We start from the raw sequence: 21,189 nt of genomic DNA, 5'->3' as shown, positions 1-21,189 counted from the left end.
GTGGTTAAAGATTTTAAAATTATGGGGGTGCTTAATGTCACCCCCGATTCGTTTTCAGACGGTGGACAATTCAATCAATTAGATGCTGCGCTTGTGCAAGCTGAAGAAATGATTGCTGCAGGTGCTGATATCATTGACATCGGTGGTGAATCCACCAGACCCGGTGCCGCCTTGGTTTCAATAGACGAGGAATTGTCTCGCGTTATCCCAGTTATCAAAGCCTTGCGACAAGCCCATCCAGACCTCACCATTTCAATAGATACCAGTAAAGCAGAAGTGATGGATGTAGCCATTCATGCCGGTGCCAACTTCATCAATGACGTCAATGCCCTTGAAGGACATGGCGACGACGATGCCATAGAAGTGGCAGTCAAACATGATGTGGACGTTTGTTTAATGCACAAAAAAGGGTTGCCCGAAAACATGCAAGACAACCCTGAATATGATGATGTGGTCCAAACTGTGTTAGATTATTTTGAACAAAGGGTGGAAGCTTGTTTGTCCTACGGCATGGACCCCGATCGCATCATCTTAGATCCAGGCATTGGCTTTGGTAAAACTTTGGAACATAATTTACAATTACTCAGAAATACCGCCACGATCAAACAAATGGGATTTCCTGTCTTGATAGGTGTTTCTCGAAAATCCATGTTTGGTGATTTATTGAATAGAAATGTAGATGAGCGGCTGCCAGGTTCACTGGCTGTGGCACAATTTTGTTATTTACAAGGCGCGGACATATTCCGTGTCCATGATGTGCAAGCGACACATGACGTGTTGACTACTTCACATCACCTGATAGGAATGAACAATGAATAAGCCCAAAAATAAAGCCACAGAAAAAAAATATTTTGGTACCGATGGCATCAGAGGTAAAGTAGGTGGCAAAGTAATGACGGCAGAATTTGCTTTGCGTTTGGGTTATGCAGCCGGTCATGTACTCGGCAAAACCATGCCAAATCACACAGTGGTCATCGGAAAAGACACACGGGTTTCAGGCTATATGCTGGAATCTGCTTTAGAAGCGGGATTGTCTTCAGCTGGTGTTAACACCATTTTATTTGGCCCCATGCCAACACCTGCCGTGGCGTGGTTAACCAAAACATTACATGCCAGTGCGGGAATTGTAATCAGTGCTTCCCACAACCCGTTTTATGACAATGGCATCAAATTCTTCAATCAAAATGGCCAAAAGCTCAACGACGAACAAGAAACAGCGATAGAAGCGATGTTAGCGCAACCGATGCAGATGGTTGAATCGGCTGAAATTGGAAAAGCCAAACGTTTGAATGACGTGGCCGGCCGTTATATCGAATTTTGTAAACAAAGCACCAACAGGCAATCACTCAATGGCATCAAAATGGTGCTCGATTGTGCCAATGGTGCCAGTTACCACGTCGCACCACAGGTGTTTAAAGAGCTTGGCGCCGATGTCACAGTGATTGGTAACCAACCTGATGGTTTTAACATCAACAAAGACTGCGGTTCAACCGAAGTCGCAGTGCTTAAAGAAAAAGTGTTGGAATCGGGTGCAGACTTGGGGGTCGCATTAGACGGTGATGGTGATCGCGTGGTCATGGTCAACCACAAAGGTGAAGAAGTGAATGGTGATCAATTGATTTATTTGGTGGCCAAACACTTACATGAAAAAGGTGAGCTCAATGGTGGTGTTGTCGGCACCCTGATGTCGAACCAAGGCATGGAAGCCGGTTTAAAAGCCATGGACGTGCCATTTGAGCGTGCTGATGTCGGTGACCGCTATGTGCACCAAAAATTAAAACAAAACGGCTGGATTCTCGGTGGCGAATCCTCTGGTCATATATTGAACTTGGCATTGGCGGGTACCGGTGATGGTATCGTCAGTGCATTGATGGTGTTATCTGTCATCATTGAAACAGGAAAAAATTTACAGCAATTGGCTGACCAAATGCAGCTCTACCCACAAACCATGATCAATGTGATCAATGAAACACCTAAACAATTGGCGGTTCATCCAGTATTGGTTAAAGCGGCCCGTGCAGTAGATGATGCTTTGGGTGATGAAGGGCGTGTTTTGATACGTGCTTCAGGCACAGAGCCTAAATTGCGCGTGATGGTTGAAGCCAAAAATGCACAAGTAGCACAGCAAGAAGCGAAAAAATTAGCCCAACTGGCAGAATCACTATGAAAATAATACTGAGCTTAATGATTTTATTGATGGCATTGACTGTTGATGCCTATGAATTCCCTGAAACCGATGGAAAGTGGCTTCGTGCTGCACCGCCGAATGTCAAAATGATGGCGGCGTATTTAGACATTGAGAACAATGACGACACCGAAAAAACCTTGGTGGGTGCATTCAGCCCTGCCTTTGGTATGGCCGAAATTCACCGCAGCATCGAAGAGAATGGTGTTTATCGTATGGAAGAACAAAAGCAACTGACCCTCAAAGCAGGTGATAAATTGCAGTTCAAGCCAGGTGGATTACACATCATGTTGATGATGCCAAAAGAAACAATACAGTTAGGTGAAGACGTGCGCATTTGCTTAATCTATCAAGACAGTGCCGGCGAAAAACATGTTCAACACCTCGATTTTCCTGTTAAAGAAGCAGCTGCCAATTAAGACAGAATAATAAAAACAACTGAGAGTTTCAGCAATGCAAAAATCTGAATTCAATTTCGAATTGCCCGATGCCTTGATTGCGCAACATCCCTTAGAAAATCGCAGTGACAGTCGATTATTGCATTTGGATAAAAATACAGGCGAAGTCTGCGACAGGCAGTTCAAAGATTTATTGTCGCAATTACAGCCAAATGATTTATTGGTGTTCAACAACACCAAAGTGATTCCTGCACGGCTGAAAGGGCAAAAAGCCACGGGCGGTCAAGTTGAAGTTTTTATCGAGCGTGTATTGGATGAAAAATATGCCAAAACCATGCTCAAAGCGAATAAATCAGTCAAGTTGGGTACAGCAATTTACTTTGATGGTGTCGCCAAACTGCGTGTTATGGCGCGCAATGGCATGTTCTTTTTGTGTGAAACCATAGACTCACCGCTGTCTGAATTGATGCAAGCCCATGGCCACATGCCATTACCACCTTACATCACCAGAAAAGCCGATGAAGACGACGACAGTCGATACCAAACAGTCTATGCTGAACAGGCAGGCGCTGTGGCGGCACCGACTGCAGGATTGCATTTCGATGATGAGTTGTTGTCACAAATTGCTGACAAAGGCGTGCGTTTCGCTCATGTAACCTTGCATGTGGGTGCGGGTACATTCCAGCCGGTAAAATCAGACAACATCCACGACCACCAAATGCACAAAGAATGGTTAGAAGTCACTCCTGAAGTGTGTGACATAGTCAAAGATACCCAAGCCAAAGGCGGCCGGGTGATTGCCGTTGGTACCACCGCGGTGCGTTGTTTAGAAACCGCCTCGCAAAGTGGTAACATTCAACCTTTTCAAGGTGACACCCAAATCTTTATCTTCCCAGGCTATGAATTTAAAGCCATAGATGGCTTAATCACCAATTTTCACCTACCCGAATCCACATTGGTGATGTTGGTTTCGGCTCTCGCGGGTAAAGACAACATCCTCAATGCCTACCAACATGCCATAGAAAAGGAATACCGTTTCTTTAGTTATGGTGATGCCATGTTGATTATATGAATTTTGAAATAGATTGGACTTATATGCTCTTGGCGGCGGGTGTTGTCACTTTAATATTGGCTTTGCTTTTAGATTTTTCAAGGCCAAAAAATCAACGCATTCAATGGTTCAGTCATGACATTACAGAAGACCAAGCGCACCTCTATGCGCCTTTATACAGTAAAAAAGACAGGTTGAAGCAAGTCATGTGGCTGGTTATTGGCGCGATTCCTCTCTTATTGCTTGTGAAATTTGTATTCAATCCATGGCTTCAGAATATGGAGCAAAGTTTTTGTAAAGAATGGATGGGGTTTTCAGGTATGGAGCTAAACTTCTTTGTGATTATGCTGATGGTGTATGTAATGTTACTGGGTATCTTGTTTGTTTTTGTACGACAAATAATACAAATCAAGAAGTCAGGGCAATTTCCTTTGCCTGGCGCAAAAACAATGTCTCTTACCAAAATCACCTATGGTAATAAAGCATTGGTTAAGCCAATAATTGGCTTGACATTGACTGTTGTGCTAGTTGTTTTGTCAGTTATATTGCATTTCAAAATTAATTATTTGATTGATGAATCCCAGGTGAAAGTCATACAGCATTGTCAAAAGCTTCAGAAAACTGAAGAACAAAGTTAAGTGTGACCAGTAAAATCACAAAAAAATCTGTACTTTACATTCAGGATTTAGAAGTTTTGGTTTGGCGTAAAAAAATAAAGAACCTCAATATGCGGGTGTTAAAACCCGATGGTCAAGTTCGGGTATCGGTGCCTTATCAAGTTTCAGATAGAGTGATTGAACAATTTGTATTGGATCGCTTGGACTGGATTGAATCAGCTCAAGCACAAATTAAATCCTTAGCTATTAAGCCTGAGTTTGAATACAAGTCGGGTGAATGGCATCAAGTTTTTGGTGAAGCATTTAAATTGGTGGTGTTAGCCGCCAAAGGCAAACACCAAGTTTTGTCTAAAGATCAAAGACTGTACATGTATGTTGGCACTAAAACGACAACTGCCAACAGGAAAAAACTGTTGAATCAATGGTACAGGGACCAGCTGTTAATCAAGGCAGAAAGTATAATTGAAAAGTGGCAGCCAATTGTAGGTAAACAAGTTGCCGAATGCAGAATCAAGAACATGAAAACCCGCTGGGGAACATGTCACATTCATGATGCGCGCATCTGGTTGAGCTTGTCCTTGGCACAATACCCAGTATCTTGTGTTGAATATATTGTTGTCCATGAGATGACACATTTACATGAACGTTTGCACAACAAGCGGTTCCACGCTTTGATGGATGGTTTTATGCCAGATTGGCGAGAGCGACAACTATTGTTAAATCACAAATATTGAATCACAAAAGGCTATGAGCCAACGAGCCGATGGCGTTCCGTATTTTTCTGTTTTCGTGTGAGCAGTTGATTGGGCGATATCGTCATTGCGGCGAAGGCCGTAATCCAGTTTGAATGTTTTTTTTGCTGATCTGTGCGCCTTATAATAATTGATTGGTTTATTCTTAAATCACTGGATATCGACCTGCGTCGGTATGATGGGTAAGAGCCATTGGCATGACGGGTTTGAGCTATTTTCAAAAGGCAAATATTGCGAAAGAAATAATTTCAATTGACCAATACTTGCAAAGACAATGAACTCAGTTAAACTGTGCCGTTTTTAAATTGAATCAAACATGAAAAAAACAATTATTCTCGTTGCTCTGATGATGACTCAAGCAACTGTGGCCGATACCGTTCTGGGTTTTTATGCGGGTGTCAGTAACTGGCAACACGACATGGCTGGTAACATCAATTCAGATATTTCAAGCAGTGACCGTGTTGACATTGATTTTGACAACGGCGGCAATATTTTTTACGCGGCTTTGGAACACCCTGTACCATTCTTACCCAACATCAAAATTCAACAAAACGATGTTCAAGCCGAAGGTTTGATTAACATCAGTGACGTGGCTGCCTTTCCTGGACAAAGTGTAGATGTTATCGGCGATATAGATTTCAGCCATGTGGATATGATGCTTTATTATGAAGTGTTAGATAATTGGATAAATTTAGACTTGGGATTGAGCTTTAAATATTTCGACGGGTACAGTGATTTCAATTATCAGGAACTGTTAGATGACCGTTCGGATTTTGATGATGTGATTCCTATGTTATATGGAAAAGGGCAAGTTGACCTGCCTTTAACGGGCTTTTCAGTCTATGGCAGTGTTGAAGCTTTGAGTTTTGACAGTAATGATGTGACTGACTTTGAAGTGGGTGTGAACTACGAAAGCAAAATGGGTTTGGGTGGCGTGATTGGTTACCGTGCCTTGAGTGTAGACTTGGTTAATATTGGTGATTTGACTTCTGATTTAGAAATTGATGGTTTTTTTGCAGGTATTAATTTTCACTTTTAAAAACCATGGACTTTTTAAAAAAAAAGCCCGCTGATTGCGGGTTTTTTTTGGTTAAAAAAGTCTTGTTAATCAAGAAGCTAAAGAGTTTTAAATGGCTTTGAGCTAAAAAGTTTTAAAAATAATGAGAGATATCATAGATTCAACGCACTGTATATAAGTAGGCTGAAAAGGTTCTCCTCAAATTATTATTTGACAGCTGAAATATTCATAAGGGGGTGGCATCATCGTTTGGTTCACGATGGTGTCACAAAGAAGCAAGGGATCACCAAATTGGTTTGGCTCATGGATGAGTCGTTTTTTCCTGGTTTAAGGAATATCAAGTTAAGAGAAGGTGCTGTTATGTACGAGCTCACTGTTAATTCTGAAGTTATTCAATCCATTTACGACATGCCTTTGGGTAAAAGTAATTGGCTTTCTGTCGCTGAGCATTTGGGTGAGGATTTATCTGCAGCTTCTATCACAGTTTCTGTTGAGGGTACTGATCATTCTGCTTGGGTACTAGCAGAGGCTGATTTTATTTCAAATACCGCAATGGAAAACACATTTTCAAAAGTTGCAAGCAGCCCAGAAGAGATCTTAGGACACAAAGCTGTTCAAGGTGTTGAGTTGCACATTGAAAGGAAGCAAAACGCAGACTGTTCATTGGTTAAGCAAGCCGTAGGCCATGTGAATTTAAGTGACGGTATAAAATTGTTAATAGATCTGTTACCGCATCCTGATAAAAAAGAATATTCCAGTATAGATTTGTGGCGTTTTCAATACTATTTAATTCATATCAAAAAAGCACTCGACAGTGAAGGCTTGTTTGGTGCAGCTTTACCGGGCACCATTTATGACAGCACGCTACAGCGTAAATACAATTTGTCTCAAGCAGAATCGCGTTTATTGGTTTCTTTATATGAAAATTCTTGTCTGAAGACGGCTGCTGAGCAGTTAAAACGTTCAGATCACACGGTCAGATGTCAGTTTAAAAACATTTTAAAAAAAACCAATACCAACAATCAATTGGCATTGTTTAAAAAAATCATGGCTTAGACTATTGGGTTAAGTCGCTTGCGTGTTATAGGCCACTTAAATGATTTAAAAATTGTTTGCGGGGTATTAATTTGGCACCCATACTCTCTAAATGTGGGTTATGAATTTGGCAATCGATAAGCTTTATACCAATGCTTTGTAAGTGCTGGCACAGGCCGAGCAGGGCGTATTTTGAGCCGTTGGTTTTCAAAGAATACATAGACTCCCCACAATATACATGGTCAGTGATGACGCCATAAATGCCGCCTGCAGCTTCACCATTGAGTTCAACCTCCAGACAAAAAGCGCGCTTACGTGCAAACAATTCGTAATAGGCATCGATCATCTCGGGGTGAATCCATGTGCCTTTGTCTTTTCGGGCTATGTGGGCACAGTGCTCAATGACTGCTTTGAAATTGCGGTTTAAAAAATAGCTAATTTTATGTTTTTTTATGTCTTTGGTAAAACTTTTGCTGATGTGAATTTCATCAGTAAATAACACCATGCGTTCAGATGGAGACCACCACAAGATGGGTTCGTCTTCGTTATACCACGGAAAAATGCCGGATTCATAGGCTTGAATCAAGCGTTCTGGTGATAAGTCGGCACCAGCACACAACAAACCATCAGGCGCTGTTAATGCTTGTTCAGTCGGCGGAAAGTCTTCGTGTAAATAGAGGTAGGGTAGCATGGAAAATTTGAGGCGCCAGCACTTTAAAACACCGGCGCACCCATTTATGCTTTATTCTTGTGCGTCTAAATAACGCTCAGCATCTAAAGCAGCCATACAACCGGTGCCGGCTGAAGTGATGGCCTGTCTGTAAATGTGGTCCATGACATCACCTGCGGCAAACACACCTTCAATAGAAGTTTGTGTGGCATTGCCTTGTTGACCTGATTCTACGGTGATATAGCCATGTTGCATGTCCAACTGGCCGTCAAAGATTTGTGTATTTGGAGAGTGTCCAATGGCGATAAACACGCCCTGAACCTTCAGGTCTTGAGTGCCTTCACCTTTGGTGCTTTTGACACGCAAACCTGTAACACCCATGTTGTCGCCCAACACTTCATCCACCTCATGGTCCCACACCAATTCAACATTGCCATTTTTGGCTTTTTCCATCAAACGGTCTTGTAAGATTTTTTCTGAACGCAGCGAATCGCGCCTGTGTACCAAATAGACTTTTGACGCAATATTTGATAAATATAAGGCTTCTTCTACAGCTGTATTTCCACCGCCAACAACGGCTACAGGCTGGTCGCGGTAAAAGAACCCATCACAAGTGGCACAAGCAGAAACGCCTTTGCCTTTAAACGCTTCTTCAGATTCCAAACCTAAGTATTTAGCTGAAGCACCCGTTGCAATAATCAGAGAGTCACAAGTATATGTCGCTTGATCACCTTTTAATGTGAAAGGACGTTCACCCAGTTCTACGCTGTTGATGTAGTCAAAAACCACCTGAGTATCAAATTTTTCAGCATGCTCTAACATGCGCGCCATCAACTCGGGACCTTGTAAATCTCCTGGATCACCTGGCCAATTTTCCACTTCTGTGGTGGTCATTAATTGTCCGCCTTGTTCAAGGCCTGTGATGATAACTGGTTTTAAGTTGGCACGGGCCGCGTAAACGGCTGCTGCATAACCTGCGGGGCCTGAACCCACAATGATGAGTTTGTGATGTATTGTTTCCATGGATGGGTACTCAAATTTTTCAAAGCAGCCATAATAAACGGCAGGCTGTGTTTTGTAAAATAGATTTATTGGAATGCAGTGTTCTGCTTTTGCGAATATTAAATTCACTGGTTATGATGGGTCTGTCTATGATATACCTGAAAGGACTGTTCATTGATAAAACAATTGTTCCTTTATTGGCATTGCTTGGCTAAAATAGGCGTTTTGTTGCGTCGGCATGAGTCGGTGCGCTTTTCAAAGTTTTTTATGGGGACATACAGTTCATGAAAATCGGGATTCCAAAAGAAACCAAAACCTTAGAAGGCCGAGTGGCTTTGGTGCCAGCAGCAGCAGCTGACTTGGTTCGTTCAGGCCATGAAGTTTATATCCAAGCAACTGCTGGGTTTATGAGTGGTTTTACAGATGAAGACTACATCAAGGCAGGTGTCACCGTTGAGGCTGATGCAGAAAGCTTGTACCGTGAAGCGGAGATGATTGTCAAAGTCAAAGAGCCAATTGCTGGTGATTTACAATACCTGCGCGAAGATCATTTGCTGTTTTGCTATTTGCACTTGGCCGCTGAGCCTGCATTAACACAGTCTTTGTTGGACATCGGTTTGACTGGTGTGGCATTTGAGACTGTTGAAGAAACTGATGGCTCATTGCCTTTATTGGCGCCCATGTCGATTATTGCCGGTCGCATTGCGACACAAGTGGGTACACATACATTACATCATCCTCTGGGTGGTAAAGGCGTTTTATTGGGTGGCTTACCTTCAACAGAACGTGGTAAAGTGGTTGTTTTAGGTGGTGGTGCCGCCGGTGGTGCTTCAGCTGCACTGGCAGCAGCTTCGGGTGCTAATGTGGTGGTTTTTGATAAACGTCAAGACCGTTTGGCTCAAATGATGGCCATGGGTTCTAATGTGACGGCTTTGTACCCTTACCAAGAATTGGTGGCATCTGAAATTTCAAATGCTGATTTGGTCATTGGTGCTGTTTTGGTTACCGGTGCCAAAGCGCCACATGTTATTTCTGAAGAAATGGTTAAAGGCATGGAACCTGGTTCGGTGATTGCTGATATTTCTGTTGATCAAGGTGGTTGTGTAGAAACCACACGTCCGACTACTTGGGCAGAACCGACATTCACTGAGCATGGCGTGGTTCACTTTTCAGTGACTAACATGCCAGGTGCGGTTCCAAGAACTTCGACACAAGCGATTTCAGCGGCCATCTTGCCATATGTGCAACGATTGGCACAGCCTGATTGGGCTTCGGTTCCTTCGTTACAAAAAGGCATCAATGTGCATTCGGGTAAAATAGTTCACCCAGCACTGTTGTAATATAAGAGGTTTTCTATTGCGAAGTTTCGCAATAGAAAACCCTTTTTTTTGAGGTAAATTTGACGCAAGTTTCACACCAAATCAAAAAAAGGGTACTGGAGAGCACGGTTTTCGTGCTGGTGCCCATAGCGGCCTATTTTTTATTGTCGTTAATCACTTATAACCCCAATGATCCGGGGTCATTTGCTTCTTCTGAAGTGTCACAAATTAACAACCTGGGTGGAGTGAGTGGGGCCTATTTAGCTGACTTCTTGTTTCATTTTCTCGGTTATTTTGCTTACTTTTTGCCTTTGGCTCTGCTCATCATTGCTTGGCGTTTATATCGCGGTTCAGATGATGAAGAGTTGACGTGGCTTGACACCGTGATCAAAGTGGGTGGTTTTTTGGCTGCACTGGTCACGGGTTGTGGTTTGGCACATTTGCATGGAAACACGGCAGGTTTACCTTTTTCAGGAGGTGGTATCATTGGAGAAGTTTTTGGCAGTTCTGTCATGTCTGGATTTGGGATGATTGGTGCCAGCATGATACAAACCGCTGTTTTCTTAGCTGGAATCACACTGTTTACTGGACTGTCATGGATAGGCTTGATGGATAAAGTGGGTAAGGGGATGATTAGGTTGGGTTTGTGGCTTCAGTCCAAGTGGGATCAGTTTGGTGATTGGAAAGCGGGTCGCAAAGCACAATCTGAGCGTGAAGTCGTTCGCAGGAATGATGCCGTGGTACAGAAAAACCGCGAACCCATTGTGATAGAGAAAACGGAACCCGTTAAAGAAGAAAGCCAGCGAGCGACCAAGGAAAAACAAATGAATTTGTTTGATTCTTTGCCGCCTGGGAAATTGCCACCTTTGGCTTTGTTAGATAATCCGCCCAGCCAAGTGGTGGGTTACAGTGATGAAGAACTTGAAGTTTTATCAAGGCAGTTAGAGCTGAAACTGGCTGATTTTAAAGTCAAAGCTGAAGTGGTGGGAGTCTATCCTGGCCCTGTTATTACACGTTTTGAGGTCAACCCAGCTGCAGGTATCAAGGCAGCAACTATTGTTAATTTGTCTAAGGATTTGGCTCGTGGGTTGTCCATTTCTTCTGTCCGAATTGTCGATGTGATTCCGGGTAAACCTTATATCGGTATTGAAATACCTAACATCAACCGTGAAATTGTCTATTTGAGTGAAATTTTGCGTTCAGTTGAGTTTGATAAATCCAAGTCACCACTGACCTTGGGTTTAGGTAAAAGTATTGGTGGCAAGCCAGTGATTGTGGACATTGCCAAAATGCCACATTTGTTGGTAGCAGGTACCACAGGATCTGGTAAGTCTGTGGCTGTTAATTCAATGATCATCAGTTTGCTGTACAAGGCCACACCTGAAGAAGTCAAAATGATCATGGTCGACCCGAAGATGCTTGAACTGTCTATTTATGAAGGCATTCCGCATTTGCTAGCCCCCGTTGTAACGGACATGAAAGAAGCGGCCAATGCCTTACGTTGGTGTGTGGCTGAGATGGAACGCCGTTATAAATTAATGGCCGCCATGGGCGTGAGAAATTTAGCCGGTTTCAATAAAAAAATCAAAAAAGCGATTGCCGACGGTGAGCCTATTTTGGATCCTTTCTTTGATGAAGTGACTCGTGGAATAGGGCTTGAACCTGAGGAATTAAAGCCTTTACCCTTTATTGTGGTGGTGATTGATGAGTTTGCTGACATGATGATGATTGTTGGTAAAAAAGTTGAAGAGTTGATCGCGCGTTTGGCACAAAAAGCCCGTGCGGCGGGTGTGCATTTGGTTTTAGCAACACAACGTCCGTCAGTGGACGTGATTACCGGTTTAATTAAAGCCAACATTCCAACACGTATGGCATTCCAAGTGTCTTCAAAAATTGACTCAAGAACGATTTTAGATCAAGGTGGTGCAGAACAGCTCTTAGGCCATGGTGACATGTTGTATTTGCCACCAGGGCGGTCACAATCAGATCGTGTCCATGGTGCCTTTGTTGATGATCATGAAGTGCACGGTGTGGTGAATTACTTGACCACACATTATGAATCTGAGTACCAAGAAGGTATTTTAGATGAAGTGCAGTTGACTGAAGATGGTCAAATGTTGGGAGACACTGGTTTACCAGAAAAAGCAGAAGGTGATGTGGATGAACTGTATGACAAGGCGGTGTTTGTTGTTACAGAAAGTCGCAAAGCTTCTATTTCATACGTTCAAAGGCGTTTGCGAGTAGGGTATAACCGCGCCGCCACCATTGTTGAGCAACTTGAAGAAAATGGTGTCGTTTCAGCGCCTGCACATAATGGTGCTCGCGAAGTATTGGCGCCACCGCCACCATCTGTATAACGAGAGTGAAATAATGAAACTATGTAAATACTTTTTGGTGTTGTTTGCTGTATGTGTCAGCTCATTTGTATGGGCGCAAAATGATCATTTTCATGCAGGTAAAGTCATTCCTGAGTTTGGGAAAATTGCTGAAGTTGAGGATATGGAAGCATTACCTGAAAATGCTCAGTTTAAAGTCAGCTTTGATGTGGCAAAACAAGCCAAAGCGGGTGAAGTGAACAGGTCATTTGATACTGTTGCTCGTTTCATCAACATGCACCATGCAGCTGGTGTTAAAAAAGAACACATCAATCTAGCGGTGGTGGTTCATGGCGGTGCGGTTAAAGACCTGACTTCTGATACTTATTATCAAGCTAAGCAAAAAGTAGAAAATAAAAATAAAGCTTTAATTAAGGCTTTGCATGAGCAGGGCGTGACTTTTTATGTATGTGGTCAGAGTGCGGCTTATTATGGCGTTAATCAAAGTGATTTGTTGCCGGGTGTCAAGTTGTCATTATCTGCGATGACAGCACATGCTTTGCTTCAACAAAAAGGTTTTACCGTCAATCCTTTTTAAAGCAAATCATTCAATAATACTTCCATTCTGTATAAATAATCAGCAAGAAATCAGCTATAATAATAATTCATTAATACGCCTTAATTTTTATGAGTTTACCTGATCAAAAATCATTTGAAGCCAATCAGAAAGATGTGTTTGAGATTCAATTTGTCGGCAGTCAGAAGTCAAATTGTCAAATTGTTGAAGTAACAGCCAGTCAAGCCCCAGCAGCGAACCGTGAAGGAAAACAATTTTCCGTGGTGTTTTCAAATGAATCACCCACGGTTTATGAGCAAGGCGTTTACACTGTGTCCCATAAAGAATTGGGTGAGTTTGAGTTGTTTTTGGTGCCAGTCTTTGGTGATGACAAAGGTGTTCATTACGAGGCTGTTTTCACTTAAATCCCTTGTTTATTGTGGATACCATTCCATGTATTGGTAAACGCCTTTGTCTTCAATTTGTTGAAAGCCATGTTTGATATACCATTGGTAAGCAGGATTAAAATTTTCCACATGTATAACCACTTTTTTGTTGGTGGTTTGTGCTTCTGAAAGGAGCTCTTTTAATAGCTTCGTTCCTAAACCTTTTCCGCGGTTTGGTGTTAAGAAAGCGACATCAATCAGGCAGATAGATGTGTCATCGCGATCTAAATAAATGCGACCAATTCTTTGGTTATCTTGAATGATCAAAAGTTTTTCAGCATGAGGGTAGTGCGATAGGTAATGTGTGTGTTGAGCGTTGAATTGTTGATCTAAAAAATCAATTCGTTGTTGCTCACTCCAAGGTGCCTGCATGACTTCCTCCCAGCGGGTGCTGCGGTACAGTTCAGAAAGAAAAGCCATATCGTTATCGGATATGGCTTGGAAAGAAATGCTGCTTGGAATGTACTGGTATTTCTTAAGTTTTAACCAAGTTTTAGGCATGCGTTCTCCTGTTAAAGACTGCTTGGAGTTGGTTTTCATTAACTGGGGTCATGAATATTTCATGCTTTACACCCTTGTGATCAGTTAATTGATAAATGTTCTCTTGAAGCAATCCATTGGCATTGTGCACATCAAAGGTCAATACAAATTGTTTAGGATCACGGTTTTTAGTGGGCAGTTGATGTCCACTGAGCGTCATGTTTAAACCGTCTTCAGTACGCATGGTATGACCAGCTTCAAATTGAAATGAGGTAGACTTAGCTTGGACAGTGCTTGCCATAACTTGGCTCGTCATAACTGTTGCGCCAATGCCTCCCATGATTGATTTTGCAAACTTTCTTCGGTTCATAATTAACTCCTGGATGGGAATAGGCCTTGTAGGGCTATAATGAAATTAAGAGCCAGCAACGGCTGTACATTATTGTGTGGTTGACTGCCTCCTGTGCTATTGATGGCTTGGTTGGCCATAGGCACATTGGAGCCATTGTTTTTGTAAGTGGCTTCACCTGCTTCTGTCACGACCGCAGTTCCACTGGGCACTGTGCCTCTTGGCCTGCGTTCACCAACCCCATGCGCGTGGTTGTGAGATGGCATTTGATTTTCAGAAAGTGTAACCGTACCGACTCCGCCCCTTTCTCCCAGCTGTCTGGCGGTTAATCCTGGCCCCCTGCCCGGGTGCATGGGCGCACGTCCTTGCAAATTGGGCAGTGCCATTGTTGATCTGCCGTCACCGCCATAGGTGGTGCCAATCAGTGAAAACAATGCGGTATTCTGAGCAATAGGTAATAATTGTCCGTTACAGAATGCCCAGCTTCTGATGGCAAAATTACCAGCGAATATTCTTATTTCTGCAATAAATGGTTCTGACATGATAATCTCCTATTGTCTGCTTGGATAAATACCAAATAATGCGATGATGTAATTAACGCATAAATAAGGCATGAGGTTAGTATGAGAACGGCTTCCGCCTGCGCTGCTCACTGAGCTGGATGACATTTGTCCTGTTGCGGGTGACTCTAAATAAGTGGGATCGTTGGCACGGCCTGCCAATACATTCCCAGCAGGAGAGTTCAGGTTACCTGCGGCAGTACTGCCATTATACGTGTGTGAATGTGAAGGCATTTGGTTGGCCGTTAAAGTCACGTTTTCTGCGCCACCTTTCGCCCCCAGTCTGCGTTGACTTAAACCCGGTCCATTACCAGCATGAACTGATAGACGGCCGCGCATATCTGGAAGGCCAAATGTGGTCCTTCCGTCACCTCCATAAACAGTGCCTAATAATGAAAACAAAGCATCATTTTGGGAAATGGCCAGCAGCTGACCATCACAAAATGCCCAAGATCGCGGTGCAAAATTGCCCGCAAACATTCTTATTTCTCCAACAAATGGATCTGACATGATTTTCTCCTAGTTTCGTGATGGGAATAGGCCTTGAAGGGCTATACAGTAATTAACTACAGTAAATGGTTGCATGTTCTCATGAGCTTGGCTACCACCTGTATTGCGTATATTGGTTGGATCCATTGCCACCAAAGAATCTGCTGTATGGTATAAACCTTGTGTCGATGCAAATTGATTGCCAGAAGGTGCTGTGGTGTTTGCTGCGTCTGATACGCCGAAAGAAGTGTGGGTGTGTTGCGGCATTTCTGCTTCAGTCAAAGTATGGGTTTCTTCTCCTGTTTTTTGACCCAGTGAGTAGTCCGTTCCTGTACCAGAATTGCCAGGGTGAACAGCCACACGACTGCGAAGATCAGGTAATGCGAAACTGGTTCGCCCATCACCGCCATATGTAGTACCTAATAAGGAATATAAGCTCTGATTTTGATTGATTGGCAGTATTTGCCCATCACAAAGCGCCCACCCTCTTGGTGCAAAGTTAAACCCAACCATCCTGAGTTCGGCTAAAAAAGGTTCTGACATTAGAATATCCTCCAATTTGTTTTAGTGTGAGAAGTTGCAAAGTTGGATTTGCCTTACTCCTATTTTCCCCATTCAAATGATGCTAATTAACACCATTTAGAATTATGTTGTTCTCGGAAAGAACTTTTTATTGTTTAAAGTTTAATAATTGTCACATGTGAAAATTTTTTCTCAATTCATGTGACAATTATTAAATGATCAGCTTAAGGTAGAATACAACCGGCTCCTCCGCCCAGTGTGCCAGATGTGAACGTTACTGCAGTTGCGGCTGTGTTAGTGCCCAGCAAATGTGTCTCAAGTCCTGCATCAGTCAAGGTAGTAAGCCCTGGGTCATTATATGTCCCTGCGTCATTGAAGACGTCCACATCAATTTCTTCGTTAGTGGGATCATTTAAGTTATTTCCATCTACCTGTACACAGGCATCTACAGCAGAGGCGGCATTGACTCCACCAAAGACGGCAATTGCAGCATCGAAGCCACTGGTTCCCAGTGCGTCACTGATGGTGTTGTTGGTAATGGTGACGTCATAATTTCCACCGGTGGACGTAAAATCTGCTTCAATTCCAGAGGCGTTGTAATCATAGACATTGTTACCATTAATCAGTGCGATCATGTTGCTGGAATCTCCGCCCATCAAAACTATGCCGGCATCGCCTGAGTTGTCTGCAGGGTTAAAGGCTGAGCCATTGACACCTGGTGTACCTATGGTGTTGTTTGCAATAGTGGCCCTGTGCGTACCTGTATAGGTATCGGCATTTCTGACAAAAATACCATCCCCTTGAAAACGGAATGCGCCAGCCAATATAGAATTGTTAACAATGTTAGTGGTCATTGCACCGGCTCCATCCGTAAATATGCCAATGACAGCTCCAGTTAATGGCGTTTGATCTTGGTTTCTTATGAACTGATTACCTAACACTGTCCCTATATTAACTAAACCACCACCAGAGCCTGTGAAGGTCGCCGAAATCATGCGGTTTTTAGAGCCGGTGAAGATGCTGTTATTAATATTGAGTTCAGCTGCGGCTGAACCTGAGGAAATGAAGCTGATGCCATTAATGCCAGTAGCTGCGTTGTTAGCGCCCACTGTAACACCATTAAAATCAGCTCTGAATGAACTTGAGTTGGTGCTGATGCTAACTGTGTTGGTGGCAGCGCCTGACATATTGCCTCCATTGACAGTGAGTTGGCCATCTAATGCCAATAAGTCAATCACCTCAGTCGTACTGGAAATCGAGCTGATTTCATCAAAAGTGGCATCAAGTGTACCGTTGACTAAATCTAAAGCTTTGCCTGTTCCATTGACAGACACATCAGAAATGGTCAAATTGCCAAATGACGGTTGACCCAAAATTGCGATCCCTGTACCTGTATTACCAACGGTCAAACCCTTGACTATATTATTATTTCCTAGGGTTATGCTGTTGGCATTGGTGGTCACCAATGTTGGATTCCCGGCAGCAGCTGGTAGGGTTCTGCTGTGAGTAGGGTATGTAATTCCAGTGTTTGTGGAGCTGAGTACCACACCTTGACCCAACAACCTTTGATTGTTTAACAGTATGATTCCTGTGTCATAACCTGTGGTGGTACCGTCTCCAAAGTCAATATGAATCACGTCGCCTGCAGCGTCGTTAGCACTTGAATTAAAACTACCGATTGAATTGAATGGTGATATTAAACGACCATCGCCTGCAGCTGCAGAATTATCAATAAACCAAATCTTGTTGGCAACAGTCAAATTAACTGTAGCTGTGTCGGTTAGTGCACCGTCTGATAATGTGTAGCTAAAGTTATCTGCGCCGGTGTAGCCAGCCGGTGGATCATAGGTAAAGCTGCCATTGGCGTTCACAGATACCGTACCACCTTGTGCGCTGGCTGCATCAAAAGCCGTAACCGTTAAGGTATCTAATTCTGGGTCTGTATCATTTGAAGTGACACCACTGCCAGCAGGCACATCAATACCAACATTTCCGGTGACATTGTACGCGTCATTGACACCTGTTGGTGCCGTGTTAGAAGATGTGACCGGCAAGGTAACCGTTGCGGCAGGGCTGGTTAATGCACCATCATTCACTGTAAAGGTAAAGTCTGCAGAGCCTGTCGCTCCAGATGGCGTGTAAGTCACATCGGCAGAAGTTGGCGTGATTTGCGAAATGGCGCCTAAGCTACCGATGGCAGGTGGTGAAGCAATAGCAAATGTTAAAGCGGCACCTTCTGGATCGCTACCAGTTAAGGTAATAACTATAGGTGTTGCATCATCTGTGGTTGTGGCTTGTCCATTGGCGGTTGGAGCCACATTGACTTCCGCAACTGTGACCGTTATGGTTTCTGAATCGCTTAAATTCATAGGGTTGGTGCCATCATCAGTCACCACAACATCAAATGTATATACACCAGGTCCTTGTGCTTCTGTGGGTGTCCAAGAGAACACGCCGCTGCCAGGGTTGATTGAAGCACCAGCAGGTTGACCACTCAAGCTATAAGTCAGTGATTGGGCCGGTAAATCAGAATCTGTTGCTGTGGCGGTGAAACTTAACAGGGTTTCTTCATCAATGCTTTGATTGCCAATCGCGGCTAATACAGGTGCTGTGTTGACTGCATTGACTGTCACACTGATGGTTTCTGAATCTGTGAGGTTATTTGGATTGGCGCCATTATCAGTCACAATCACATCAAAAGTGTAAACACCAGGACCTTGTGCTTCTGTAGGCGTCCAAGTGAAAGCACCTGCCGGTGTGATGTTCGCACCAGATGGAACTGTTCCACCTAATGTATAAGTCAGGTTTTGAGCAGGATTATCAGAATCAGTGGCTGTGGCCATGAAGCTTAATAAAGTCAATTCATCGACTGATTGTGCACCAATGGCAGACAGCACGGGTGCTTCGTTGGCTTTATTGACAGTCACAGTGATAGATTGTGAATCAGTGAGGTTACTGGGGTTGGTGCCGTCGTCAGTGACAATGACATCAAACGTGAAAGAGCCGGTGGTTCCTTGGGCTTCTGTAGGTGTCCAAGTGAAATCACCTCCAGCAGTAATCGCGGCTCCTGATGGCGCTGTACCACCCAAACTGAATGTTAAGTTTTGAGCGGGAACGTTTGGATCTGTTGCTGTTGCAGTGAAAGCCAGCAAGGTATTCTCATCCACACTGGGGTCAGCTATGTTGGCCAAAACTGGTGGTTCATTGACTTCACTGACTGAAATATCGAAAGTCGCATTCGCTGTGGTGTCAACACCACCATTGGTGGTGCCGCCATCATCCATCAAGTTGATGGTGATTGTTGCAGTACCAAATACACCATTAGTCGGCGTAAAGCTTAAGTTTCCTGTTGTGGCATCAATCGTAGGAGTCACAGAAAATAAACTGACATTGCTCACATTAACAATATTAAAACTTGGAGTTTGACTGTTTTCATTGGCAGGGCCAGTTGAGATGTTTGTGGCCCAAGCCATATCAAATGCACCACTGTCTTCATCAACTGTGATATCGCCACCACTGGTATAACTGGGCACGTCATTTACAGAATTTACGGTGATGTCGAAGCTTTGCGCAGGAGAAGTGTCATCGCCACCATTGGCGGTACCGCCATCATCCATTAATTCAATTGTGATGGTTGCTGAGCCGTTGGCATCAGCTGCTGGTGTGTAGCTTAATGTACCATTAGCAGCCACTGCTGGGCCTGCACTGAATAAAGCAGCATTGGTATTATTTACCACATTGAAAGTTAAAGTCTGACCAATTTCATCAGGTGGTCCTGCCAAGACATTGGTGGCCCAAGCGTTGATGGTTTGTGCCCCCGCATCTTCGTTCACAGTTTGATTTGCACCTGCCGTAAAAGAAGGCTCATCATTAACGCCCTGTAAAGTGATGGTGAAGTTGACTGCGGTAGAGGTGTCGATGCCACCATTGGCCGTGCCGCCATCATCCATTAACTCAACCGTCAAGTTGGCTGTTCCTGTGGCATTGTTAACCCCAGTAAAGGTCAGCAGGCCATTGGCATCAATGGTTGGTTGTTGCGTGAAAATCGCTGCATTGTCATTGGCCGTGATATTAAAACTCAGGTTTTGACTGGATTCATCAACGGGTCCAGCTGCTATGGCAGTGGCCCACGTTTGACTGTAAGGACCTGCTGTTTTTAAGACATTGACATTGCCACCAGAAGTAAAGCTGGGTGCGTCGTTTATTGGGTTTACGGTGACTGAGATTGTTGCCGGTGCAGAATCTACTTGACCATCATTGGCAATAACGGTGAATGTATCATTTCCTGCAAAATCCAAATCTGGTGTGTAATCCACAGAAGAAGTGGTGTTATTAATAACAGTGAAATTACTCAGTGTGCCATTGGCAGGCGCTGTGGCTTGAGAAAAGGTAATGGCTGCGCCTTCAGCATCTGAGCCGGTCAGTGTAATAGTAACTGCTTGTTCTTCTAATGTGCTGTCAGAAGTGGCGTTGGCCACCGGAGCTTGGTTTTCTACATCAACCACGTCCATACGGAAATACAGCTGATCACTTTGTTTTGTCAAGTAAATGCTGGTGATGTCTGCATAGCTGCCAGTGCCATCGGTGTCGCCAATTGGGTCTGTGGCTGCAGGACTCATACTGGCCCAGTCATTGGTTTGGCCGTCGATAATAATGGTCATGGCCCAAGCGCTTGAAACAACTAAAATCAATACAGCAGTGGTTTTCAATTGCTTGTTGATTTTTTTACGGGTCAAAAATAACATTAAACTTGCCATTAGCACCAAACCTAAAAGGCCCAAAGCAGGAACAGGAAATGCAAAACCCATAAAAATAGGACCGCCACCGTTTGCAGCTAAAACCACGTCTGCAACGGCACTGGATTCACTGGCGAAATAAAACAGCACACTACCTGATGAATTGATACCCAAATAATTTCTGTTGATTGAAAATTCAAACACATCACTGCTGTTATTGCCGGTGTTAAGGCCTAAGGCAGCTTGGCCTTGACTTGTACCTGCACCAAAAGCATTGCCCTGACAGTCATGAACCTGCGTGTCAATGATGTTAGGTGGCAGCTGACTGTCGGTTGTGATAGTGAATCGGTTTTCTATACCTGATATGCTGTTTCCCAAACCTGGCCAATTAACAGTACAGCCTGAAGTACTGTTGTTATCGGTGTCGGCAAATAGGTGGTATTGACGATTTTGAGCTTCGGCTGTATTGAGTGTGAGTACAGCCAGCCACATGAATATGGCTGATTTTAGAAATTTCATGGTTCCCCGTTCCTTTAGTTTGTGATTCAAAAAATGTTAAGCATTGTTAAATTACAGTATAAAATTACTGTAGTGTTGTCAATAATTTCATAGTTATAGAAGTGATTTATTGAACCCAGTCATCTCACTTAAAGTGATTAAATGTTAAACTTTGTGAAATTAAAAGGAAT

At 43.5% G+C, this 21,189-nt stretch carries 20 protein-coding genes; 12 read left to right on the top strand and 8 right to left on the bottom strand.

Going from position 1 to position 21,189, the window contains the following annotated elements; genetic code table 11:
* The 8 genes from folP to FET73_RS08255 all read left to right on the top strand — a co-directional run bounded on the left by folP (nt 1) and on the right by FET73_RS08255 (nt 7,077).
* Nucleotides 1–819, top strand: coding sequence for a dihydropteroate synthase (folP, locus tag FET73_RS08290; RefSeq protein WP_343032280.1), 819 nt, complete (start codon nt 1–3; stop codon nt 817–819).
* Complete coding sequence (gene glmM / locus FET73_RS08285) at nt 812–2,167, top strand: phosphoglucosamine mutase (RefSeq protein ID WP_154223490.1); 1,356 nt, start codon at nt 812–814, stop codon at nt 2,165–2,167. Before folP ends, glmM begins: the two co-directional genes overlap by 8 nt.
* Complete coding sequence (locus tag FET73_RS08280; protein WP_154223489.1) at nt 2,164–2,604, top strand: copper chaperone PCu(A)C; 441 nt, start codon at nt 2,164–2,166, stop codon at nt 2,602–2,604. The genes glmM and FET73_RS08280 overlap by 4 nt, the downstream gene beginning before the upstream one ends.
* Nucleotides 2,605–2,638: 34 nt before the next feature.
* Complete coding sequence (queA, locus tag FET73_RS08275; protein WP_154223488.1) at nt 2,639–3,655, top strand: tRNA preQ1(34) S-adenosylmethionine ribosyltransferase-isomerase QueA; 1,017 nt, start codon at nt 2,639–2,641, stop codon at nt 3,653–3,655.
* The gene (locus FET73_RS08270; protein ID WP_154223487.1) at nt 3,652–4,272 is read left to right on the top strand and encodes a hypothetical protein; all 621 of its coding nucleotides are present in this window, start codon (nt 3,652–3,654) and stop codon (nt 4,270–4,272) included. Before queA ends, FET73_RS08270 begins: the two co-directional genes overlap by 4 nt.
* 2 nt (nt 4,273–4,274) lie before the next feature.
* Nucleotides 4,275–4,985: a SprT-like domain-containing protein gene (locus tag FET73_RS08265; protein WP_179952190.1), complete on the top strand. Its 711-nt coding sequence runs from the start codon at nt 4,275–4,277 to the stop codon at nt 4,983–4,985.
* 334 nt (nt 4,986–5,319) lie between these two features.
* Nucleotides 5,320–6,042 (top strand): TIGR04219 family outer membrane beta-barrel protein, encoded by a 723-nt coding sequence (locus FET73_RS08260; protein WP_154223485.1) that lies wholly within the window; start codon nt 5,320–5,322, stop codon nt 6,040–6,042.
* A 339-nt stretch (nt 6,043–6,381) separates the two neighbouring features.
* Nucleotides 6,382–7,077 carry a helix-turn-helix transcriptional regulator gene (locus tag FET73_RS08255; protein WP_179952189.1) on the top strand — a complete coding sequence of 232 codons (696 nt, stop codon included), beginning with the start codon at nt 6,382–6,384 and terminating at the stop codon, nt 7,075–7,077.
* Between the two features lie 25 nt (nt 7,078–7,102).
* Here FET73_RS08255 and aat read toward each other — a convergent pair whose 3' ends face one another.
* Nucleotides 7,103–7,747 (bottom strand): leucyl/phenylalanyl-tRNA--protein transferase, encoded by a 645-nt coding sequence (gene aat, locus FET73_RS08250; RefSeq protein WP_154223483.1) that lies wholly within the window; start codon nt 7,745–7,747, stop codon nt 7,103–7,105.
* Nucleotides 7,748–7,798: 51 nt separating this feature from the next.
* A complete protein-coding gene (gene trxB / locus FET73_RS08245) occupies nt 7,799–8,749 on the bottom strand; it encodes a thioredoxin-disulfide reductase (RefSeq protein ID WP_154223482.1) in 951 nt (316 codons plus the stop codon).
* Between the two features lie 263 nt (nt 8,750–9,012).
* Here trxB and ald point away from each other — a divergent pair, with 263 nt between their 5' ends.
* The 4 genes from ald to FET73_RS08225 all read left to right on the top strand — a co-directional run bounded on the left by ald (nt 9,013) and on the right by FET73_RS08225 (nt 13,343).
* Nucleotides 9,013–10,068 (top strand): alanine dehydrogenase, encoded by a 1,056-nt coding sequence (ald, locus tag FET73_RS08240; RefSeq protein WP_154223481.1) that lies wholly within the window; start codon nt 9,013–9,015, stop codon nt 10,066–10,068.
* 59 nt (nt 10,069–10,127) lie between these two features.
* Nucleotides 10,128–12,404 carry a DNA translocase FtsK gene (locus tag FET73_RS08235; protein ID WP_154223480.1) on the top strand — a complete coding sequence of 759 codons (2,277 nt, stop codon included), beginning with the start codon at nt 10,128–10,130 and terminating at the stop codon, nt 12,402–12,404.
* A gap of 13 nt (nt 12,405–12,417) precedes the next feature.
* On the top strand, nt 12,418–12,960 hold the full coding sequence (locus FET73_RS08230; protein ID WP_154223479.1) for a DsrE family protein: 543 nt from the start codon (nt 12,418–12,420) through the stop codon (nt 12,958–12,960).
* A gap of 89 nt (nt 12,961–13,049) precedes the next feature.
* Nucleotides 13,050–13,343, top strand: coding sequence for a DUF6916 family protein (locus FET73_RS08225; protein ID WP_154223478.1), 294 nt, complete (start codon nt 13,050–13,052; stop codon nt 13,341–13,343).
* A gap of 9 nt (nt 13,344–13,352) precedes the next feature.
* On the opposite strand, the gene FET73_RS08220 is transcribed toward FET73_RS08225, so the two are convergent.
* The 6 genes from FET73_RS08220 to FET73_RS08195 all read right to left on the bottom strand — a co-directional run bounded on the left by FET73_RS08220 (nt 13,353) and on the right by FET73_RS08195 (nt 21,019).
* The gene (locus FET73_RS08220) at nt 13,353–13,904 is read right to left on the bottom strand and encodes a GNAT family N-acetyltransferase (RefSeq protein WP_154223477.1); all 552 of its coding nucleotides are present in this window, start codon (nt 13,902–13,904) and stop codon (nt 13,353–13,355) included.
* Nucleotides 13,858–14,214 carry a DUF6916 family protein gene (locus tag FET73_RS08215; protein ID WP_154223476.1) on the bottom strand — a complete coding sequence of 119 codons (357 nt, stop codon included), beginning with the start codon at nt 14,212–14,214 and terminating at the stop codon, nt 13,858–13,860. The genes FET73_RS08220 and FET73_RS08215 overlap by 47 nt, the downstream gene beginning before the upstream one ends.
* Nucleotides 14,215–14,216: 2 nt before the next feature.
* Nucleotides 14,217–14,735: a phage tail protein gene (locus tag FET73_RS08210; RefSeq protein WP_154223475.1), complete on the bottom strand. Its 519-nt coding sequence runs from the start codon at nt 14,733–14,735 to the stop codon at nt 14,217–14,219.
* Between the two features lie 9 nt (nt 14,736–14,744).
* Entirely contained in the window at nt 14,745–15,263 is a 519-nt protein-coding gene (locus tag FET73_RS08205; RefSeq protein WP_154223474.1) for a phage tail protein, read from the bottom strand.
* 9 nt (nt 15,264–15,272) lie between these two features.
* Nucleotides 15,273–15,785 carry a phage tail protein gene (locus tag FET73_RS08200; RefSeq protein WP_154223473.1) on the bottom strand — a complete coding sequence of 171 codons (513 nt, stop codon included), beginning with the start codon at nt 15,783–15,785 and terminating at the stop codon, nt 15,273–15,275.
* 203 nt (nt 15,786–15,988) lie between these two features.
* Nucleotides 15,989–21,019 carry an Ig-like domain-containing protein gene (locus tag FET73_RS08195; RefSeq protein WP_154223472.1) on the bottom strand — a complete coding sequence of 1,677 codons (5,031 nt, stop codon included), beginning with the start codon at nt 21,017–21,019 and terminating at the stop codon, nt 15,989–15,991.
* Nucleotides 21,020–21,189 lie beyond the last annotated feature (170 nt).

Origin of the sequence: Marinicella rhabdoformis (genome assembly GCF_009671245.1) — a bacterium.
GTDB lineage: Bacteria > Pseudomonadota > Gammaproteobacteria > Xanthomonadales > Marinicellaceae > Marinicella > Marinicella rhabdoformis.
This window is presented reverse-complemented; position numbering and strand designations above follow the sequence as displayed.

What these genes read in the sequence shown, in the direction of transcription:
- glmM (WP_154223490.1), top strand. Translation starts at nt 812, where the DNA reads ATGAATAAGCCCAAAAATAAAGCCACAGAAAAAAAATATTTTGGTACC.
- FET73_RS08280 (WP_154223489.1), top strand. Translation starts at nt 2,164, where the DNA reads ATGAAAATAATACTGAGCTTAATGATTTTATTGATGGCATTGACTGTT.
- queA (WP_154223488.1), top strand. Translation starts at nt 2,639, where the DNA reads ATGCAAAAATCTGAATTCAATTTCGAATTGCCCGATGCCTTGATTGCG.
- FET73_RS08270 (WP_154223487.1), top strand. Translation starts at nt 3,652, where the DNA reads ATGAATTTTGAAATAGATTGGACTTATATGCTCTTGGCGGCGGGTGTT.
- FET73_RS08260 (WP_154223485.1), top strand. Translation starts at nt 5,320, where the DNA reads ATGAAAAAAACAATTATTCTCGTTGCTCTGATGATGACTCAAGCAACT.
- FET73_RS08255 (WP_179952189.1), top strand. Translation starts at nt 6,382, where the DNA reads ATGTACGAGCTCACTGTTAATTCTGAAGTTATTCAATCCATTTACGAC.
- aat (WP_154223483.1), bottom strand. Translation starts at nt 7,747, where the DNA reads ATGCTACCCTACCTCTATTTACACGAAGACTTTCCGCCGACTGAACAA.
- trxB (WP_154223482.1), bottom strand. Translation starts at nt 8,749, where the DNA reads ATGGAAACAATACATCACAAACTCATCATTGTGGGTTCAGGCCCCGCA.
- ald (WP_154223481.1), top strand. Translation starts at nt 9,013, where the DNA reads ATGAAAATCGGGATTCCAAAAGAAACCAAAACCTTAGAAGGCCGAGTG.
- FET73_RS08230 (WP_154223479.1), top strand. Translation starts at nt 12,418, where the DNA reads ATGAAACTATGTAAATACTTTTTGGTGTTGTTTGCTGTATGTGTCAGC.
- FET73_RS08225 (WP_154223478.1), top strand. Translation starts at nt 13,050, where the DNA reads ATGAGTTTACCTGATCAAAAATCATTTGAAGCCAATCAGAAAGATGTG.
- FET73_RS08220 (WP_154223477.1), bottom strand. Translation starts at nt 13,904, where the DNA reads ATGAAAACCAACTCCAAGCAGTCTTTAACAGGAGAACGCATGCCTAAA.
- FET73_RS08215 (WP_154223476.1), bottom strand. Translation starts at nt 14,214, where the DNA reads ATGAACCGAAGAAAGTTTGCAAAATCAATCATGGGAGGCATTGGCGCA.
- FET73_RS08210 (WP_154223475.1), bottom strand. Translation starts at nt 14,735, where the DNA reads ATGTCAGAACCATTTATTGCAGAAATAAGAATATTCGCTGGTAATTTT.
- FET73_RS08205 (WP_154223474.1), bottom strand. Translation starts at nt 15,263, where the DNA reads ATGTCAGATCCATTTGTTGGAGAAATAAGAATGTTTGCGGGCAATTTT.
- FET73_RS08200 (WP_154223473.1), bottom strand. Translation starts at nt 15,785, where the DNA reads ATGTCAGAACCTTTTTTAGCCGAACTCAGGATGGTTGGGTTTAACTTT.
- FET73_RS08195 (WP_154223472.1), bottom strand. Translation starts at nt 21,019, where the DNA reads ATGAAATTTCTAAAATCAGCCATATTCATGTGGCTGGCTGTACTCACA.